The sequence below is a fragment of the Peribacillus sp. FSL E2-0159 genome (assembly GCF_038643155.1).
GTDB classification, from domain to species: Bacteria; Bacillota; Bacilli; order Bacillales; family DSM-1321; genus Peribacillus; species Peribacillus simplex.
This window is the reverse complement of record NZ_CP152053.1, coordinates 4,983,787-5,001,565: the sequence shown is the minus strand read 5'-3', so window position 1 is coordinate 5,001,565 and position 17,779 is coordinate 4,983,787. Positions and strand designations below refer to the sequence as shown.

The 17,779-nt window shown below is 36.3% G+C and carries 15 protein-coding genes; 11 read left to right on the top strand and 4 right to left on the bottom strand.

Going from position 1 to position 17,779, the window contains the following annotated elements:
- The first annotated feature begins 186 nt into the window (after positions 1 to 186).
- Positions 187 to 564: a hotdog domain-containing protein gene (locus tag NYE63_RS24440; RefSeq protein ID WP_342603107.1), complete on the top strand. Its 378-nt coding sequence runs from the start codon at positions 187 to 189 to the stop codon at positions 562 to 564.
- Positions 565 to 809: 245 nt separating this feature from the next.
- Here the strand turns inward: NYE63_RS24440 and NYE63_RS24435 are convergent, their stop codons facing one another.
- On the bottom strand, positions 810 to 2,189 hold the full coding sequence (locus NYE63_RS24435) for a PLP-dependent aminotransferase family protein (RefSeq protein WP_342603106.1): 1,380 nt from the start codon (positions 2,187 to 2,189) through the stop codon (positions 810 to 812).
- 200 nt (positions 2,190 to 2,389) lie between these two features.
- Between NYE63_RS24435 and NYE63_RS24430 the strand changes: the two genes are divergently transcribed.
- The 6 genes from NYE63_RS24430 to NYE63_RS24405 all read left to right on the top strand — a co-directional run bounded on the left by NYE63_RS24430 (position 2,390) and on the right by NYE63_RS24405 (position 9,404).
- Positions 2,390 to 3,001: an FMN-binding negative transcriptional regulator gene (locus NYE63_RS24430; RefSeq protein WP_342603105.1), complete on the top strand. Its 612-nt coding sequence runs from the start codon at positions 2,390 to 2,392 to the stop codon at positions 2,999 to 3,001.
- 289 nt (positions 3,002 to 3,290) lie between these two features.
- The gene (locus tag NYE63_RS24425) at positions 3,291 to 4,892 is read left to right on the top strand and encodes a bifunctional metallophosphatase/5'-nucleotidase (RefSeq protein ID WP_342603104.1); all 1,602 of its coding nucleotides are present in this window, start codon (positions 3,291 to 3,293) and stop codon (positions 4,890 to 4,892) included.
- A 272-nt stretch (positions 4,893 to 5,164) separates the two neighbouring features.
- Positions 5,165 to 5,905, top strand: a complete 741-nt coding sequence (map, locus tag NYE63_RS24420) for a type I methionyl aminopeptidase (protein ID WP_342603103.1) — start codon at positions 5,165 to 5,167, stop codon at positions 5,903 to 5,905.
- Between the two features lie 299 nt (positions 5,906 to 6,204).
- Positions 6,205 to 7,500 (top strand): IS110 family transposase, encoded by a 1,296-nt coding sequence (locus NYE63_RS24415; protein ID WP_342603074.1) that lies wholly within the window; start codon positions 6,205 to 6,207, stop codon positions 7,498 to 7,500.
- A 711-nt stretch (positions 7,501 to 8,211) separates the two neighbouring features.
- Positions 8,212 to 8,601: a cupredoxin domain-containing protein gene (locus NYE63_RS24410; protein ID WP_342603102.1), complete on the top strand. Its 390-nt coding sequence runs from the start codon at positions 8,212 to 8,214 to the stop codon at positions 8,599 to 8,601.
- Positions 8,602 to 8,852: 251 nt separating this feature from the next.
- On the top strand, positions 8,853 to 9,404 hold the full coding sequence (locus NYE63_RS24405) for a hypothetical protein (RefSeq protein ID WP_342603101.1): 552 nt from the start codon (positions 8,853 to 8,855) through the stop codon (positions 9,402 to 9,404).
- Positions 9,405 to 9,491: 87 nt separating this feature from the next.
- Here NYE63_RS24405 and NYE63_RS24400 read toward each other — a convergent pair whose 3' ends face one another.
- Entirely contained in the window at positions 9,492 to 10,907 is a 1,416-nt protein-coding gene (locus NYE63_RS24400; RefSeq protein ID WP_342603100.1) for a PQQ-dependent sugar dehydrogenase, read from the bottom strand.
- A 694-nt stretch (positions 10,908 to 11,601) separates the two neighbouring features.
- Here NYE63_RS24400 and NYE63_RS24395 point away from each other — a divergent pair.
- A complete protein-coding gene (locus NYE63_RS24395) occupies positions 11,602 to 13,071 on the top strand; it encodes a multicopper oxidase (RefSeq protein ID WP_342603099.1) in 1,470 nt (489 codons plus the stop codon).
- Between the two features lie 781 nt (positions 13,072 to 13,852).
- Positions 13,853 to 14,386, top strand: coding sequence for a DinB family protein (locus NYE63_RS24390; protein ID WP_342603098.1), 534 nt, complete (start codon positions 13,853 to 13,855; stop codon positions 14,384 to 14,386).
- Between the two features lie 506 nt (positions 14,387 to 14,892).
- Here NYE63_RS24390 and NYE63_RS24385 read toward each other — a convergent pair.
- Both NYE63_RS24385 and NYE63_RS24380 read right to left on the bottom strand, forming a co-directional pair.
- Entirely contained in the window at positions 14,893 to 15,057 is a 165-nt protein-coding gene (locus NYE63_RS24385) for a YjcZ family sporulation protein (RefSeq protein WP_342603097.1), read from the bottom strand.
- 645 nt (positions 15,058 to 15,702) lie between these two features.
- A complete protein-coding gene (locus tag NYE63_RS24380) occupies positions 15,703 to 15,951 on the bottom strand; it encodes a hypothetical protein (RefSeq protein ID WP_342603096.1) in 249 nt (82 codons plus the stop codon).
- Positions 15,952 to 16,278: 327 nt separating this feature from the next.
- Here NYE63_RS24380 and NYE63_RS24375 point away from each other — a divergent pair, with 327 nt between their 5' ends.
- Positions 16,279 to 17,310 carry a hypothetical protein gene (locus tag NYE63_RS24375; RefSeq protein ID WP_342603095.1) on the top strand — a complete coding sequence of 344 codons (1,032 nt, stop codon included), beginning with the start codon at positions 16,279 to 16,281 and terminating at the stop codon, positions 17,308 to 17,310.
- 216 nt (positions 17,311 to 17,526) lie between these two features.
- Positions 17,527 to 17,778: a hypothetical protein gene (locus tag NYE63_RS24370; RefSeq protein ID WP_342603094.1), complete on the top strand. Its 252-nt coding sequence runs from the start codon at positions 17,527 to 17,529 to the stop codon at positions 17,776 to 17,778.
- The last annotated feature ends 1 nt before the right edge of the window (position 17,779 follow it).

Sequence of the window (17,779 nt, the reverse complement as noted above, 5' to 3'; positions counted from 1 at the left end):
CATTTCTGGTTTCTATGTAGCGTATTTATCTTCCTTGCCTCAGATAAAAATCTTATATCCAAAAGCTTAATCGAAAACAAATTACCAAAACAATACTTCAATGACGCTGTTAGTTATCAAGATATAAAATTCGTGTTTTTTCCGCGGGCATTAATCAACTTCATAAAACTTTCAGGAGGGATTTAAATGTCATTAAAAGTAGGAGATATCATTACGTTTGAACGGACTTTTACAGTAAGGGATGTTGAATTATTTACAGAGATTTCAGGTGATGAAGGGAATCATCATATAACCCCAGATGAACAGGGAAGACTTGTAATTCAAGGATTATTAACGGCAACTCTACCAACAAAAGTAGGTGGAGATCATCACGTAATGGCTCGTACTATGAATTTTGAGTTTTTAAGACCTGTGTTTACGGGGGATACAATAATTTGTGAGGTTAAAATTGAAAAATATGAAAGGCAAGAAAATAATAGAACAGCTATTATTGCATTCTTTTTATGTAAAAATCAGAATGAAAAAGAAGTATTAAAAGGGGATTTTTCAGGTGTAATACTTTAAATTCTTTATACTTTCCTTAACTAGGTGCTTAGTAAAATGGCTGGGGTCCCATTTTGTAGCTTTTTCATATTTTCCATTTAATCGAGCGCTTCTCTGGAAAAACTAAAAGTCCAATTTCTCAATTTTAATGCTGAGAAATTGGGCTTTTTACTATTGTGATTTCCTGGTTAACGTGGTAAATCCGCATTTTCCTGAAGCTACCCCATTTAGTAAAAGAGACATAAGCTACAATTACGGGGGTGTTTTTATAACCAAGCCTTTTTTAGGAGCTCCACGCCAAGCTGGATTTCCTCACAAGAAAGATTACTAAAACCAAGTTTAATAATCGGGTTATCGGTATTATTTTTAATAAAGTAGAGTGAGGTAGGATACACTGTAACACCATGAAAGGAAGCGCGCTCTATTAGCCATTCTTCTGAACGTTTCAGATGTACTTTGATTAATAAATACAATCCGGACTGCTCACCAATAATTGATATATTTTGATCGAATTGCTTTTTTAATAATGATACCAAGAGCTGCATTTTTCGTTTATAAACAAGACGCATACGTTTAATATGGCGATTCCATTCTCCTTCTTCCATAAATTTAGCCATTGTGAGTTGGCTTAGAAGTGAAGTGGTACTCTCGAAATGAAGAAATTGGTCTTTATAACGGTTTAAAACTGGTTCTGGCAATACCATATAACTTAATCGAATTCCTGGAAGAAAGGACTTTGAGAAATTCCCTAGATAAATGACTCTTGCAGAATCAATGGAAGCGAGAGCTGGAAATGGTTGTTGTGTATAGCGAAATTCACTATCATAATCGTCTTCGATAATATACCCTTGCATCTTGTTAGCCCAATGAATAAGCGTTTGCCGTTGTTGAATGGACATGCTTACCCCATATGGACTGTGATGGGAAGGTGTTACATAGATTAATCGTGATTTCATTTGTTCCAATTGTGAAAAATCAGCACCTGCTTCATAAACTGGTAAAGTTTCAATCGTAAAACAATGGAATTGAAAAGCTTCCCTAGCGCCATCATATCCAGGGTCTTCTACTGTAACGCTTGGAAAATCATCCTTCAGTATATGTCCAAGATTGATAAGCATTTGTTGGGTGCTACTGCCGATAATAATGGCATTTTCATCTGTTTTCACCCCACGGGATTGGAACAAGTATGTGGCAATTTGTTCTCGTAGGCACACCTCACCAAAGGGTTCCCCATAGTTAAAACTCTTCTGTAACGTTAATACTTGATTGGCAATCCTCCTCCAAACTTTTAGAGGAAAATGTGTTTGATCTACGGCACCTGCTCGGAAATCAATGAGTGTAGGTGTCACTGACTCTCTTTGCTTTTTATTATGAGGAATTAACTCTTCTTGGGATAAAAGTGGCTCTAATTCATTTACAAAATAACCTTTTCTCCCTTCTCCACGAATATAACCTTCAGCTACAAGTTGATCATAAGCCATTAATGTCGTATTGCGACTTACTTGAAGGGAATCTGCAAGTTGACGAATGGAGGGCAATTGTTCATCAGCAAGTATGTCACCCCGATCAATAAATAACTTAAACTTCTCGTAAATTTGTTTGTATTTGGGAGAATCCTCATTAAAAGAAAAAATGGTATTTATCATTTACGATCCTCCTTTGACATGTTTATTTATCTAGAATTGTACCTTTTTATATGTCAGTTTGTATAATACTATATTTCTTAGATGGCGTACTCGATTATTAAAGGTAGAAATGAGAATAGAAAAAGTTGCTAGGATCGTGAATAAATAATATTTACGAATCAATGTTTAAAAGTTTATATCAGGTGGAAAGGAGATTTTTTATGTATATCCCTAAGCAATTTGAAATAAAAGAATTAGCAGTAGCCTACGATGTAATACAGGAGAATGGTTTTGCAACATTGTGTTCAATGCATGAAGGCATACCTTTTGCTACACATTTACCACTGCTTTTGAATAAGGAGAAAAACTATTTGTATGGTCATTTTGCTCGTCCGAACCCTCAATGGAAAGATATTGAAAATCAAACAGTCTTAGCAGTTTTTCATGGTCCTCACTGTTATATCTCTTCCTCTTGGTATGAGACGAATCAAGCAGTACCAACATGGAATTATGTGACTGTTCATGTATACGGCGAAGCCGAACTTATTGAGGATGAACAGGAGTTAACGGATTCCTTGCATGACATGGTATTGAAGTATGAAGCCCCTGATAGCTCATACAAATTGCAAGATTTAGATGCTGATTTTCTCGCTGGAATGAACAAAGGAATTCAAGGCTTCAAAATAAAAATCAACAAGATAGAGGGTAAAGCGAAGTTAAGTCAAAACCATTCATTACATCGACAAGAGCTAGTTATTAATCACCTGGAACAGATCCAATATACAGATGAGCAAAAAATTTCCCTTTTAATGAAGGCAAACCTAAAAAATTAACGTTGAATGTAACTGTACTAACGGGAGTGTTGATCCAATAAGGATTTACACTTTTTTTGTTCTTTTACTAATGGAGCAGATTTCATACTAAGGAACACTTAGAACGTTTTTCACAAGTACAGAGAGATCTCTAAATGTTAAGCCGTATGAGTATTTCTAAAAAGATATGCATGTACTGGATTAATTTAACAATTTATATATAAAATATAACAAAAAATCACGGTCCCTTTATACGGATATAAAATTCCGGAGTTATTCTTAATTTACATCTAGAGGGAGGGATCGGAAGTTGTCAAAATTTCAGGCCATATCTTCTTTGTTCATCTTGGTATTTATCATCATTTTCGTAACTTATAAAATCACAGCATTCTCATCCAATCATTCCACAACGAATCATTCCACATCAAACCGCTACATTCAAGTACAATTGTTAGGTGTTAATGATTTTCACGGCCAACTAAACAAATATCAAATGGTTTCAGGAACCATGGCAGGGGGGGCAGAATACCTGGCTGCCTATTTAAAAAAATATATACAAAAAAACCAAAATACACTACTTGTTCATGCTGGTGATATGGTAGGGGGAAGTCCTCCAATCTCTTCTCAATTTAAAGACGAACCCACGATTGAACTTTTAAACCTCTTGCACTTTGATGTCGGGACACCTGGAAATCATGAATTAGATCAAGGCGTAAATGAAATGAAACGTCTTATTTATGGAGGATTTAATAAAAAAACAGGGTATTTTCAAGGTGCCAATACTACTTACATTTCTGCAAATATCATCGATAGAAAGTCGGGTACTCCCATGTTACCACCGTATGTTATTAAACAAATTGACGGAATTAATATTGGATTTATCGGTGTGGTCACAAAAGAGACCAATCTGTATGTGGCACCTGAAAATCGAAAAGAAGTAGAAATTACGGATGAAGTTTCAGCTATTAACGGAACCGTTAAGCTTTTAAAGGAAAAAGGGATCAAAGTAATTGTTGTACTGGCACATGATTCAGCTCAATCAGATCAGACAGGAGCAAACTCCAGTGGAGTTTTAGTGGAGATGGCTCCAAAAATCGATGATGAGGTCGATGTCATTTTTGCCGGTCACAGCCATGAATATGCCAATACCGTTGTAGCCGGTAAACTGATCGTTCAAGCTTATTCTAATGGGAAAGCCTTTTCTCAAGTAAAACTTGAAATTGACCCACATACTAAAAATATTGTTAAGAAACAAGCAAAGGTTATTGTCACTTCACATCATCAAATAAAACCAGATAAAGAAACGGTTGCTCTTCTAAATAAATATAGAAAAAGATTGGGGAGTTACTTTAATCAGATAATAGGAGAAATGCCAGAAGAAATCACACGAAAACAAGATGCAAACGGTGAATCCCCATTAGCGAAAATGATTGCAGAATCTGAGCGGGAAGCCATGGGGGTAAATATAGCTTTTGTCCATCAAGGCGAAATGAGGAAAAGTTTAAAAAAAGGGGATATCACTGTAGAAGACCTTTATACAAACTTGCCCTTTGGTCATAGTATCAGTAAGTTAATCTTAACAGGAGACCAAATAAAACTTGCTTTAGAACAGCAGTGGGCGAAAGATTATGAAAATAGGTTACAAACGGTTGGTTTAACGTATGATTGGGACCCAAAGGCTCCAATTGGCAACCGCATTGTTGCGCTAAAAGACATGAAGGGCCAAGAGATTCAGCCAAACAACGAATATGAAGTAGCGGTTAGTAATTATTTAGCTTCAGGCGGTGATAACTTCACTGCATTTGAACAAGGTAGACTCGTGGAATCCGGTCCACAAGTCGTCACTGCACTTATACGCTATATCCAACAGAAGTATCCCCATGAAATTTTTCCTCATTCATTGAAAGAATGAAGGGGAAAATACAAGGACTTGCATAAGTGGCAGCTCTTTTTCTTATGAAGCTAAAGGGGCAGGTTAGCTCTATAAGAAAAGTGGAAGGTAAATCCAATTAATAGTATAGTCATATGTACTAGATGCTTTTTGTGGTCTTTTTCATGATCGAAGAAAAATTCAGCTGAGGGATATTGTACCAAATAATTTACATTGCTTTTATTTTTCGAGAAAATAAAGGTACAATACTTATATAGTTTATTGATGATAAAAGATAATGAGGTAGGAAAAAAATGATTGCAAAAACAGAAGAAGATTTTAATGGTTTGAAGGAAATTGGCAAAATTATTGCCTCCATTAGAGATGAATTGGTACAAAGAACAATTCCTGGCATAACGACCAAAGAACTTGATGATATAGCCGGAGAACTCTTAGAAAAAGCAGGTGCAGTTTCAGCTCCAAAAGGTGAATATGATTTTCCTGGCTATACTTGCATTAGTCTTAATGAAGAAGTGGCACATGGTATTCCGGGTCATCGGGTTATTCATGAAGGGGATCTAGTGAATATAGATGTATCTGCTTCAAAGAACGGTTATTTCGCAGATACAGGAATCTCATTTGTAGTGGGAGCAGGAGAAGAAGTATTAACGAAATTATGTGAAGTTGCTAAAAAGGCATTTGAAGCAGGTCTTAAGAAAGCAAAACCCGGTTCCAAAAAAAGCAGAATCGGGAAAGCAGTATTCGAAACAGCGAGACAGCATGGATTCACTGTGATCAAAAACCTTACAGGACATGGTGTTGGACGTAGAATACACGAAGCACCTGACCATATTTGTAATTATTATGATCCATGGGATAATGAAATATTAAAGGAAGGGATGGTTATCGCATTCGAACCATTTATCTCAACCTTTGAAGAAGAAGTATTCCAAAAAGAAGACGGTTGGACCTATGCTACAGAAAAAAGCTATGTGGCTCAATTGGAACATACGATTATCCTTACTAAAAATGGTCCGATTATTGTCACACTTTAATTCAAGCATGGACGGAAAAGACTCGTATTAATATAAGTAGTTCGCTTACCGTGTAGGAAACTTAAATGGAGTAACATATAACTCGCATCTAAAAAAAGAAGGATTCGATTGGTGTATCCCACATCAATCCACTTAAATAAGGGAGTTGCTTTGGCAGCTCTTTTTCTTATGGAGCTATAGGGGCAGCATTCCTGTAATAACTGAAAATGAGGTTTGAACGATAAAAGACCTCTTGATAAGATGAATGTGTCCTGAGCTGGCCAGCTAAAAAGGACAAAAACATCTATCGGAGGCCTCAAATGAATTATAACCAAAATCATAAAATCACTCAAATTACTTTTGAAACCTTAATTGTCGGAGTAGACATCGCCAAACACAATCATGTCGCGAGAGCACAAGATTATAGAGGAATGGAATTGGGTAAAACGTGTTTCTTTGAAAATACGAAAGCAGGATTTCATTCGTTTCTAGATTGGATTAACCACCTAGTTAAAGCGTGTAAGTTAAATCAAGTGATTGTAGGCATGGAGCCAACCGGTCACTACTGGTTAAATCTAGCTCATCTCCTGAAAGAGAATAATATTAAGTTCGTATCTGTCAATCCACTACATGTTAAACGAAGTAAAGAATTAGACGATAATTCACCTACAAAGAATGACGTGAAAGATGCAAAAGTCATAGCACAGTTAGTCAAAGACGGAAGATACGCCGAACCAACAATTCCACAAGGAATTTATGCAGAACTCAGAGTGGCCAAAAAACTTCGCGATCTTCTCAACGTTGACTTACAGGTCGTTCAGGGACAAGTTCATAACTGGCTTGATCGTTACTTTCCCGAATTTTTGACGGTGTTCAAAAGTTGGGAAGGCAAGGCAGCTATTCATTTTCTAAAGCTAGAAGCCTTGCCACATGAACTTGTAAAGTATACGGATGAAGAGCTCTTACTTTCCTTAAGACAAGTGGTAAAACGCAGTATAGGCTTAAAGAAGATACGAGCACTTAAAGAAGCAGCCAATCGTTCGATTGGTATTCGTCAAGGGGCAGCTATGGCGAAATTAGAGTTGAGAGCTTTACTAGAGAAGTATGATTTTATTCAAATGAAATTCGAAGAATTAGATCATCAATTAGATCAGTTATTAGACCATATCCCAGGTGTCACACAGATGTTAGAGGTGTCAGGGATTGGTCGGGATACAGTAGCAGGTTTTTTCGCAGAGGTCGGCGACCTCAGAGACTATCAACATCCTCGCCAAATTGTAAAATTAGCAGGTTTAAGTTTAAAAGAGAACACATCCGGAAAGCACAAAGGTCAGACCAAGATTACCAAACGGGGCCGAAAGAAATTGAGGGCTCTCTTATTCCGAGCATCCATGATACTGGTGGCAAAGAACAAGGCTTTTAAAGCCCTTCATATCTATTACACAACACGTTCTCACAATCCCTTAAAGAAAATGCAATCTCTGATAGCCTTGTGTAACAAGCTTATTCGAATTCTGTTTTCAATCGGTAAAAAACAATTTACGTTTCAAGAAGATAAGATGTTAAAGGATATCCCTCATATGGAAACATTTGTAGCACATCAAACAGTCGCATAGATTATTGAATTTTAAGGTTACAAGTCATTTAATTAACACTCATTTAAAAGTGAAGCACGGATTAGTCGGCAAAGCAACTAACGTGAGGACTTAGATCCTGTGGGGCAGCATGACCGACATCCACCTCATGGAAAGGTTGAACGAAGGAATGTAGGAGCATCGACTCTGTGAGACATGGGAGGGTTGACCTCCATGAGACATGTGGATATCCAAAAGTGCGATCATAACATTGATTAAACCAATTTTTTCCTATAATTGGCTAGTTTAGCATACACTTTTTTCGATAAATCCCTATCCTTGAGGAGTAATGCCGAGCTTACATAGATAACGGTTAATGATATGACTATGAAATCCTAAGAATTCTAGAGCAATCGTGAGATTGTGTTTAGTTTATTGAGGGAGTTTAGTTGCATAAGAATAGATTCCAGAAGATCGTCATTAGAGGCGATCTTTTTCTTTGGCTCTTGTCGTTAAGATTGTTGTTTTTAAAACGAAACTATTTAAGGTTGATTGGAGCGGAAAGCGAGCATCTGGAGGGGAAATCAACCACACCGCATTACTTGGTAAATAACAACAAAGTATGCGAAAACAGCCTTTCCTTTACACTGTTTCAGATAAAAAGTTACTATTTGAAAACACGTTGCAACCAAATTAATAGTAATAATATTTTATGAATTAGAAAAAAATAGTTTAGGAAGGGAGGAATTGCGAATGTCTGTGAAAAAGTGGGTAACAGGATTGGGTGTTGTGCTTGCAATGGTTGTAGTTGTGACAACTCTAGGCTCACTCGGCGTATTTGCCGAATCCGGAGTTGTAACTCAGCCTATGGAGACGGGGAAATCGATTGAGGTCGAGTTGAACGATGATTTCTTTAATCCGAAAGTCATCACTATTCCGAATGGAACAACCACAACGTTGATATTGAAAAACAAGGGTACAAAAGAGCACACCTTCACAGTGGAAAAACTCGGAATTGACGCCGAGGTCCAGCCAGGAACAGAAAAAAACATTACCGTGAATCCGAAACAGCCCGGTACATATGAACTGATATGCCGGTACCATTTCCAGGAAGGAATGGTTGGAGAAGTAATAGTCAAATAAGAGGCAGGGCCAAATAAGGCCTTGTTTTTTTATTAGGCAAAGGAAATTACTTTTAATTAACAAGACCTCATCATAACAGCTAACTTTCTTTATCGAACGTATATTCTGTCTTTTGTATTATCGGTTAAGTTTGGGAGAGATTTTTCATTACAAAGGGTATTGATGTTTGGATTATTAATAATTGTTCCACCTCTAATAAATGGTAATATAATGTATCGTAACGTATAAACCATTTAGAATGAGGTGGAAAGGTGTATTTTTTTAAACCTATTTCTGATGAGGTTCGTTTATCTCAAATAATATTCAATAAACATAAAAAAACGATGAAGCTCATTTTAGGATCTATTTTTGCCTGTATTGCTGCTATTCTACAGGCTGCTGGCTTTTTACCAGGTATAGGATATTTTTTAAGTCCGCTAGCCACTGCACCTATTCTGTTATGTTCCATGTTTTCCATTCCATCTGGAGTAATATCCTACTTTCTTACAATTATGTTGTTATTCATCCTACAGCCAACTGAACTGATTGTATTTCCTTTTACAACAGGATTGTTAGGACTTAGCATAGGGGCATCTTTTTACTTTTTTAGGAAGAGATTAAGTATTATTGCTACAGGTGCAATTCTATTAATGGTAGGAATAATGAGTCTAATATTTATTTTTCACTTTCCAGTTTTAGGTCCAGCCGTCTCTGTTTCCTTTTCCTTTCTTACAACTGTCTTTTTATGTGCTTTCATTTATAGCTGGTTATGGGTGGAAATTGCTTTAATCATTTTTAAAAGATTAAAAATGATAATATTTTAGTGATTCTCCATCACTTGGTTTTAATTTCGATTCATTAAATCCATGTAAGAGATTTATCAAGATTAAGTAGAATTTTATAGTTATGATTCATGGAACTATTTCAAAAACAGTGCCTTGGTTAAAATCAGTCACTTTCATAGAGCCATAAACCGCTAAATATAATCTGGTTTGATTCTGATTCGTTCCCAAACTAACATAATAGGCTGATTGAGACCCAAAATCATAATCGGTTTGTATCACACTAAAATCATTTTGTTCACCATTTGGTCTTACGATGGTATAAGCTAAAGCCCCTCGAACCTGAGGTTGAGATTCTTTCCGGGCAAGATCGATAAACACAACGCTTCCTGTTAAACCAGGGATACTTTCCCCCATATAGGCTTGCACTCCTGTAAGTGCAGTTCCGCCAAACTTATCGGGTCTAGTATCTTTATGAAAATAACTAGTTAAAGGCTGAAGACGACTCCCTGAAAGTGTTACTGCTTCATTGTAATAAGCAATTGTTTTCTCATCCAAAGTCGGATTTTCAGTGCAGCCCCTGATAATCGAAGCAGGAAAAGCGCCTTCCCAACCTCGCCAGCCAAAGTTAATAAATCCTTCTTTGTCAGGTTCAGAATTCATGAAAGAAGCTTGAATAAGCTGAGTAACCGGTACTGGATTATAATGAACGAATGAAAAAATCGACTCGACCAAATTCTGGCCGACATTTCCCACATATTTAATATACTGATTATAAAACCTTTGAAATGAAATGCCTGATATATTGCGAACCCCTTTGGCCATTACCATGAGTGTTTCCTGAATGGTTGTGGGAAGTTCATTAAAACGTGTGACAATGGGTGGATTATTATTGATGTATACATTCTTACCTACATCAATTTCTATTATTTTACCAGCGATTTCTAGATCGTCCTGGCTTAAGTTAAATGGATCATAGCCTGATCCACCATCTCCGGTTGTTAAAACAAGTTTTCCTGTTTCAGGTGAAAAGTTTAAACTATTGACCCCATTATGATTTGAAAATGGTCTTCTTAAGTTAAGTAATGTCCGGCGTTTTTGGGGTTGACCATTTGATTGTAAAATCCATTCTTCAATTGTATCAATATGATCATATTGAGTTTCTCTATTTATCCACCTTAGGTTTAAAGTTCTAGGATCACACGGGTCAGGCTTAAAAGATTCAGGAAGAGCACCTGGTCCTTGTGTTCCAGCTACTGAATAATGAAGATAAAACAGACCGTTATAATAAAATTCGGGATGAAACGCTAGCCCTAGCAATCCCCGTTCATCATATCCGCCACCAGAAACACCTAGTTTTAGGATTAGCGGGCGAATATCTAAAAAAGTCCTTATAACTCCGTTTCCTATGTAAAAGATCTCTCCAACCTGGGTTGCAATAAATAATCTTTCTATTGAGTCACCTGGAAGTATAGTTGTTTTCAAGACAGTAGGTAAATTTATCTTACTTGCAATGGGCCGCAAACCAACCTTAACTTTTATCAACTGAATTTGCACTCCTTCCTATTGTTTTCTTTTATAAGAATATGATTAGAACTGTCCATTAGTACCAAATTAGCCCGGGGAATCTGATAAGGTATCGCACCACTTTCTGCACGAGAAAGGTACGAACATTATTTGCAAAAGAAAAGAAGGTCGCTTATTCAACGAACGGATGCTTTACTTCAATAAGGAAGGTTGCTGAGGCAGCCTTTTTCTAATGGAACTAAAGGGACAGGATAGAAGAACAAGAGAGAGGGAATTTTTATCTCTCTTTTATGTCGTATTTGACACAAATGCTAAAAAAATAGAAAATTTTAACGCTATATCTATACATTTGTTTGGCTCACTTTGCATAGCACTCCCCTTATTCATTTCATAATTTGATAGAAAGGAGGGATGTGGGGTAGACCATTTTACTATTGCCAGTGTTTTTATACTTACATCTCGGACATGTGTCGTTTCACAACGTTTTTAACGCCATATAATAAAATATAGCTTGTATTTTAATGAGGTAGTATTCCATTGTGTTCGTGTGGCATTAGTGAACGAAGTTTCCGATGTTTTCCCGAAATTCAATTTGAAGAGTTGGTACAAGGCCATTTATATCTCTTTTTGCTTTCGAACACTCTCACGGTTCAAGCCATGAACCTTCCTTTGTTTTCAATATTTATAAATTAAAGGAGTGAAAAAAGAAAACATGCAATTTAAGAAATTTGTTGATCGACTCCCAATTCCACCGGTTATCAAATCAAGAAAAACTACCAAAAATAACCCTTATGTTGTAAGCATGATACAAACACGGCATCAATTTCATCAAAATTTGCCTAGAACAAAAGTATGGGCGTATAACGGGTTAGTGCCTGGTCCAACGTTTGAAGTCAAGAAAGACAAACCTATATACGTGAAATGGAAAAATGAATTACCTAAAAACCATTTTTTGCCCATCGATACAACGATTCATGGGGCTTCTCATAACCCTGAAGTTCGAACAGTTGTACATTTACACGGAAGTCCGAGTACACCAGCAAGTGATGGACACCCAGAGGCGTGGTTTACCAAAAATTTCGGGCAAACAGGACCTGAATTTGTAACAAAGACCTACAAATACCCAAACCGTGAAAGAGCGACCACTCTTTGGTATCATGACCATGCCCTTGGTATCACCCGGTTAAATGTGTATGCAGGTCTTGCAGGGCTTTATTTAATACGCGATGAAGAAGAGAAGGCGCTGCCTCTTCCGAAGGGAAAATATGAGGTACCACTCATCGTCCAGGATAAGTCATTTAATCCAGATGGTTCTCTGTTTTATCCAGCCCAGCCAAGCAACCCCTCACCAGATTTACCTTTTCCATCTATCGTTCCTGGTTTTTTTGGAGAAACAATCGTAGTGAACGGGAAAGTTTGGCCTTTTTTAAACGTGGAGCCCCGCAAATACAGATTTCGTATAGTAAACGCTTCTAACTCTCGCGCATACCAGTTTCAATTAAGTAATTCTCAGTCTTTTTTTTTAATCGGAACAGATGGGGGGCTTCTTGAACGGCCGATTGAGGTGCAAAGTCTACTAGTTGGTTCAGCTGAGCGGATTGACATCGTTGTGGACTTCTCTAAATTGCAATGTGAAACCATCATCTTGCAAAACCAGTTTGAATTAGGGAATCCTACAGGTGATGTGATGGCGTTCAAAGTGACAAAGCCGTTAAACGGAAAGGACACCAGTCAAGTGCCGGCGATTTTAAGTAATATTGATCATATTCCACTCACAGAAGTCAAAAAGGTAAGACACTTGACTCTTGTGGAGACACAGGATGAATTTGGACGTCCTATGCTTTTGTTAGATGGAAAAGAGTGGGATGATCCAGTGACAGAAACACCTCTACTTGATTCGGTTGAAATATGGGAACTGGAAAACGTAACTGACGGCGGCCATCCAATTCATCTCCACTTGGTGGATTTTCTCGTCCTTGAACGCCGTGACAGTAATGGAAACCTCAAACAACCTCTTCCCACTGATTTTGGCTTAAAAGATACAGTGACAGTCAACGCGCGAGAAACGGTTAGAATCATCATGCGATTTGAACCGTTTTCCGGAAAATATGTATGGCATTGTCATAAATTAGAGCACGAAGACCATGACATGATGCGACCATTAACCATAAGAAATCACTAATGAACTAGATAACAGGTCACAGGTCGATATTTCTTAAAAAAGTGATAGATATACACAATATTGCTTTGTTTCATGGATCATTCATACCAATAACAAGTGCTATGTGGCAAATAAACCCTACTGCATTTATGATGCAGGCCTTTTAAATTATTATTTGAGGCAAAAACTTTCATTTTGAAAATTGGCGAGTTTCCTCTATGTCTATTTTTTTATCCTCTGATTGCGAACATGCGATCAAGTACCTGTTAATTTATAAAAACACCCTTGGGTGCTTAATGGATAAGTTTTTTCATTCCGCAGCGTTCTTGAATAATTAATTGGGCGTGTCACAGTTTGAAAAGTTTCACTTAAACTAAACGAGTTGAAGAAGAATTAAGTGTTTTAGGAAGTATATATGTTAGTTATTCCATTAAAGGACGCTTTTCTTTAATAAGAAGGCGTCTTTTTATATTGCACCCGATTCTAGAACAACACATTTTAGGGATTGGATTATGTTAAAGTTTAGAAGAAATTGTGAAGGTTTCTACTTAAACTAACGGGTGCGTTAGCTGAAGATCGGAGCTGTCTTTAAGGCAGCTTTTTCTTATGGAATTAACGGGGCAGGATAGTTGTAAAGTGCTGTTTGACCTTTGTTCAGCAATTGACCATATTCTTGAATAAAATAGAAGGGGTTATTTGTAAGTAAGTCGAAGTTAATGTCAGAAGATGTTATTTAGTTTAGCATTGGGACGTACTACTCAACATAAAGGAAAAGAAAATTATAAAGAAAGTGGGAGATCTATTGGATACAAAAGAGATATTGAAGCGATTCGAACAGGTGGCTACATACTATATTGAAGAGTTAAGTAAATATTCGCTAGATGAGTTTACAAGGAAGCCTTCTGAGGATGAATGGTCATTAGGACAAATGTACAATCATTTAATAAAGAGCACCCTTCATCTTCATTTGAAAGCCATTAAGCAATGTGTTAATGGCACTACTTCCGATGGCGGTAAAAAAACAGAAATAGGCGAATCGATTTTCAAAGAAGGAACGTTTCCTCCAATCAGGTTAAAAGGTCCGAATACACCGGATTTCACACCGCCAAATCCTACAGGAAAAGAAGAAGTAAAGGAAGGACTGCTTCAAATCATTGAGAAAATGCAAGAGATAGAGAGAAAGCTCTCTGACATTCCGGCCAGCCAGAAAGTTCAGCACCGGAGAATGGGATTTTTAAATGCAGAGGAATATTTTCAGCTAATCGAAATGCATTTCCGGCACCACTTACAGCAAAAAGAACGGATCGATCAGTTTCTTTTAAAAGTAAGTAAGTAATCTTTATTGTTGAAGCAGTTATTGATCGTCGGAATATCAGCAGGAGCCCAGTTGAGGGAGTTTAAAGAGCTGAGAGGGTGCCATTCAAGTTAAACCAACAAGCAGTTTACAACGAAGGTTGATTATGAAACTGTTGAATGACGAATAGAATTGTTCCGTTAAAGAGCGTTTTAATGGAGTAACGAAAAAAGCCCAATTTCTCAATTTTAATGCTGAGAAATTGGGCTTTTTAGTATCGGAATTTCCTTAACGTTATAATCCGCATTTTCCTGACGCTACCCCTTATAGAACTAACGGGTGCGTTAGTTCATTAAGATATGAGATCCTTGAGGATCCTAAGCGTAGGAAATTCGGGGCTTTATTTTTCATAAAATGTATTATCATATTTTTTCGCGTTTTGTCGTCTGGACCATAATTAGAGTCCTCAAAATAGCTATCATTCCCCAGAATTAGGAATCAAATTTGAAGAAGCCGACCAATAAAGGTCGGCTTTTTTCATACTATTTTTAGCAGAAACCGCCATATCCCTGAACGGGGGCAGGACAGCATTGGTCAACGCCACCGAAACAGCTAGCTCCAACAATGATTAAGAGTATAAACAAAACGACTATAAAGGCGAAACCTCCACCAAATCCAAAACCGTCATCACAACTTGATTCACAACGTGACATATAGAAACATCTCCTTAATTGTTTTTAAGGAGGAAATTAATTAAATGGGTAATATCACCTTATGCTTTAATTAGGAAAATGACACAATAGTCTCCATCTCTGTTCATAGGATAAAATGTTGGAGGTACCTCTTATTGAGCTAACAGGTGCGTTAGTTCAATAAGAGCTGTAGCAATCAGCTCCATTCCCTTAATAGGCCAGCCCTCAAACACCGGCCACCCTCAATCTCAAAATGGAAAATGATAAAAACAAGTACCTATTTATGGTGGAATTTACACGTTAACCAGAAAGGATGGCTGACATAATGCAAGCGACAGTGAAAAAATCAGTCTTCGCCTACAATCTATCTATTATTTTATTTGTTTTTAATTTCGCGATGATAGCTACTTATTTATTAAGTTATTATGGTTTTATCCCATCTACTTGGATGGATGTATTGATTTATAATCCAATTATCTCTTTTATTACTTTCTTGCTTATTCAAATTAAATTTAAAAATAAGACACCACTTTTATATTTTTTTCAGGTTGTTAATCTAATGTTATTTTTTGTTCCGATAGGTATATTGATATATGCCATATATATGTTCCTTAACTATTAATAGTTTGTGGTTAAAAAGCATTTTTTGTTATTGATTTAATTAAATTAAGGTGCAAAAAACAAAGACCCTATAAACGGAGAAACAGCCCAAAGAAGTGATATTAAAGTAATTGGCAACCAAGCAAATATAGTTACTTTATTTCTTTCCAAAATATACGAAACTATAAATATTAAGATAATGAAGCTTAAAACAAGCCAATTATATCCTAAAGTAAAGGAATAAATCATCAGACCAATAATTATTACTCCAGCGAAAAGATTAAATATATGCGATTTACTCAATGTTTTACTCATTTTCTACCTCCAGTTCCTTTAGCATTACTAATTTTTATATTACCATTTTTTTGAAAAATTCCATATTGATTTAAACAGTTGAACTTTATAGAAAAAGGCAAGGTGTATATACCTTACCTAGAGTGACTGTTCTAATTCAATAAAACACTATTTAGACCTTGTTGAAATATCAGTGCGTTAGCTGAAGATCGGAGCTGTCTTTAAGGCAGCTCTTTTCTTATGGAACTAAAGGGGCGGGTTAGTGAAAAAGCAAACGTAATATAACTATCCTGAATGATTGGAATTTAATGGTATAATCATAAGAAAATAGAAATGAGTTGAAAATTCTTGGAAATAAAAAGCCTTTTTTTTGCACTATTTTTGTGTTTATTTGTTGTAAGTGGTTGTACATCAACCAAAGTTCAAGAACCTCAAAATCCAAATAAACTCAGTCTGCCTGAAGATATTCCCAATTTTGTAACAGTAAAAGATTTTGAAAAGATAGATTGGGATAGGATGGCTACCGAATTTGGCACAGGTACAAGCAGTGATATTGTTGGAAACAAAAATAAACTGGGCATAATAGGACCAGAATTAAAACCAAATAAAGTGGAAAAGTGGTTGTGGCATTTTTGGGGGATTGATAAAGGTGAATTAACAATCGTTGGTTACAACCAAGATACTTCAAATATAAGTCCTGTTTTAAGTGATGGGGTTTGGTCTAGGACTGGTGTCGGTGGTGGTAAAATTAATGGTGCAGATGCGAGTTTGCCTTCGAATGTCGTGCTACCAAAAGCAGGAAAATGGGCGCTCTTAGTTTATATTGATGGTGAATTATTCGATATATTGGTTATGGATATAAAGGGAAAACCTTCTCTGGAACTAGAAGATGCGAATGTTGATATTGTTAAAGGTAAAAGTTTACTTGGTTCAATTAAGATAACTGAAGGAGAAAGAAAGGGAGATGAACTGATACCGACAGCTTTAGTTTATGAATTCACCATTAAAAATACTGGTAATAAAACAGTAGGTATTGGAGAATTTGATAAAGGAATTGAACTTAAGATTGAACCCAAAGAAAAATTAAAATCGGTGTCAGAAGACGTAATAGGATTCAATATTTATAATCCTGACGATTATAACGGGAGTGGTGTAGGGTTCGGTCATTCTTTTTCATCCGTTCTTAAGCCTGACGAAAAGGGTGAGTATACTCTTAACTACGATTTAGGTGTAAGTGAAGAAAATTCCCAAGTCCCACTACTTGTACCTTCAAAAGAAAAATCAGATGAACTTAAAGAATATGCATTGGATGCTTTTTTGGTTGTAACAATTGAAAATCAAGAAATAGCAAGATTTGACCTGAATAAACTTAAAAACTAACTATCATTTTAAATTTATTTGTTGAATTAACGGGTGCTTTAGCTGAAGATCAGAGCTGTCTTTAAGTTAGCTTTTTCTTTATGGAACTAAAGGGGCAGTTTAGTTGCATAAGAAATTAAAGAAAACAGAGTATTATTACTTTTTTTAAATAACCAAAAAAACGTTTATTATAGGAATGTTGTTTAAAATTCGAAAAATTAAAGGTGGCAAGACAATTTGAAAAAATGGGAAAATGTAGCGTTTGGTAGTTCAATTTTTATTGTACTAACTTTCCTTCCTCCGTACCTTGATAAAATTGGTATTTCTCTTTGGCTTAAATCAGTATGTATATTTACTGTACTTTTTGGTGTTCTTTTTATTGTATCTAAAATCAAATTCCTTCAGAAATCGGTAACAAGAAAAGTAGGCTTGTCGACTTTGATTACAGTATTTATTTTCTTAGCTGTTTTGGCTAATTTAATCGACTAAC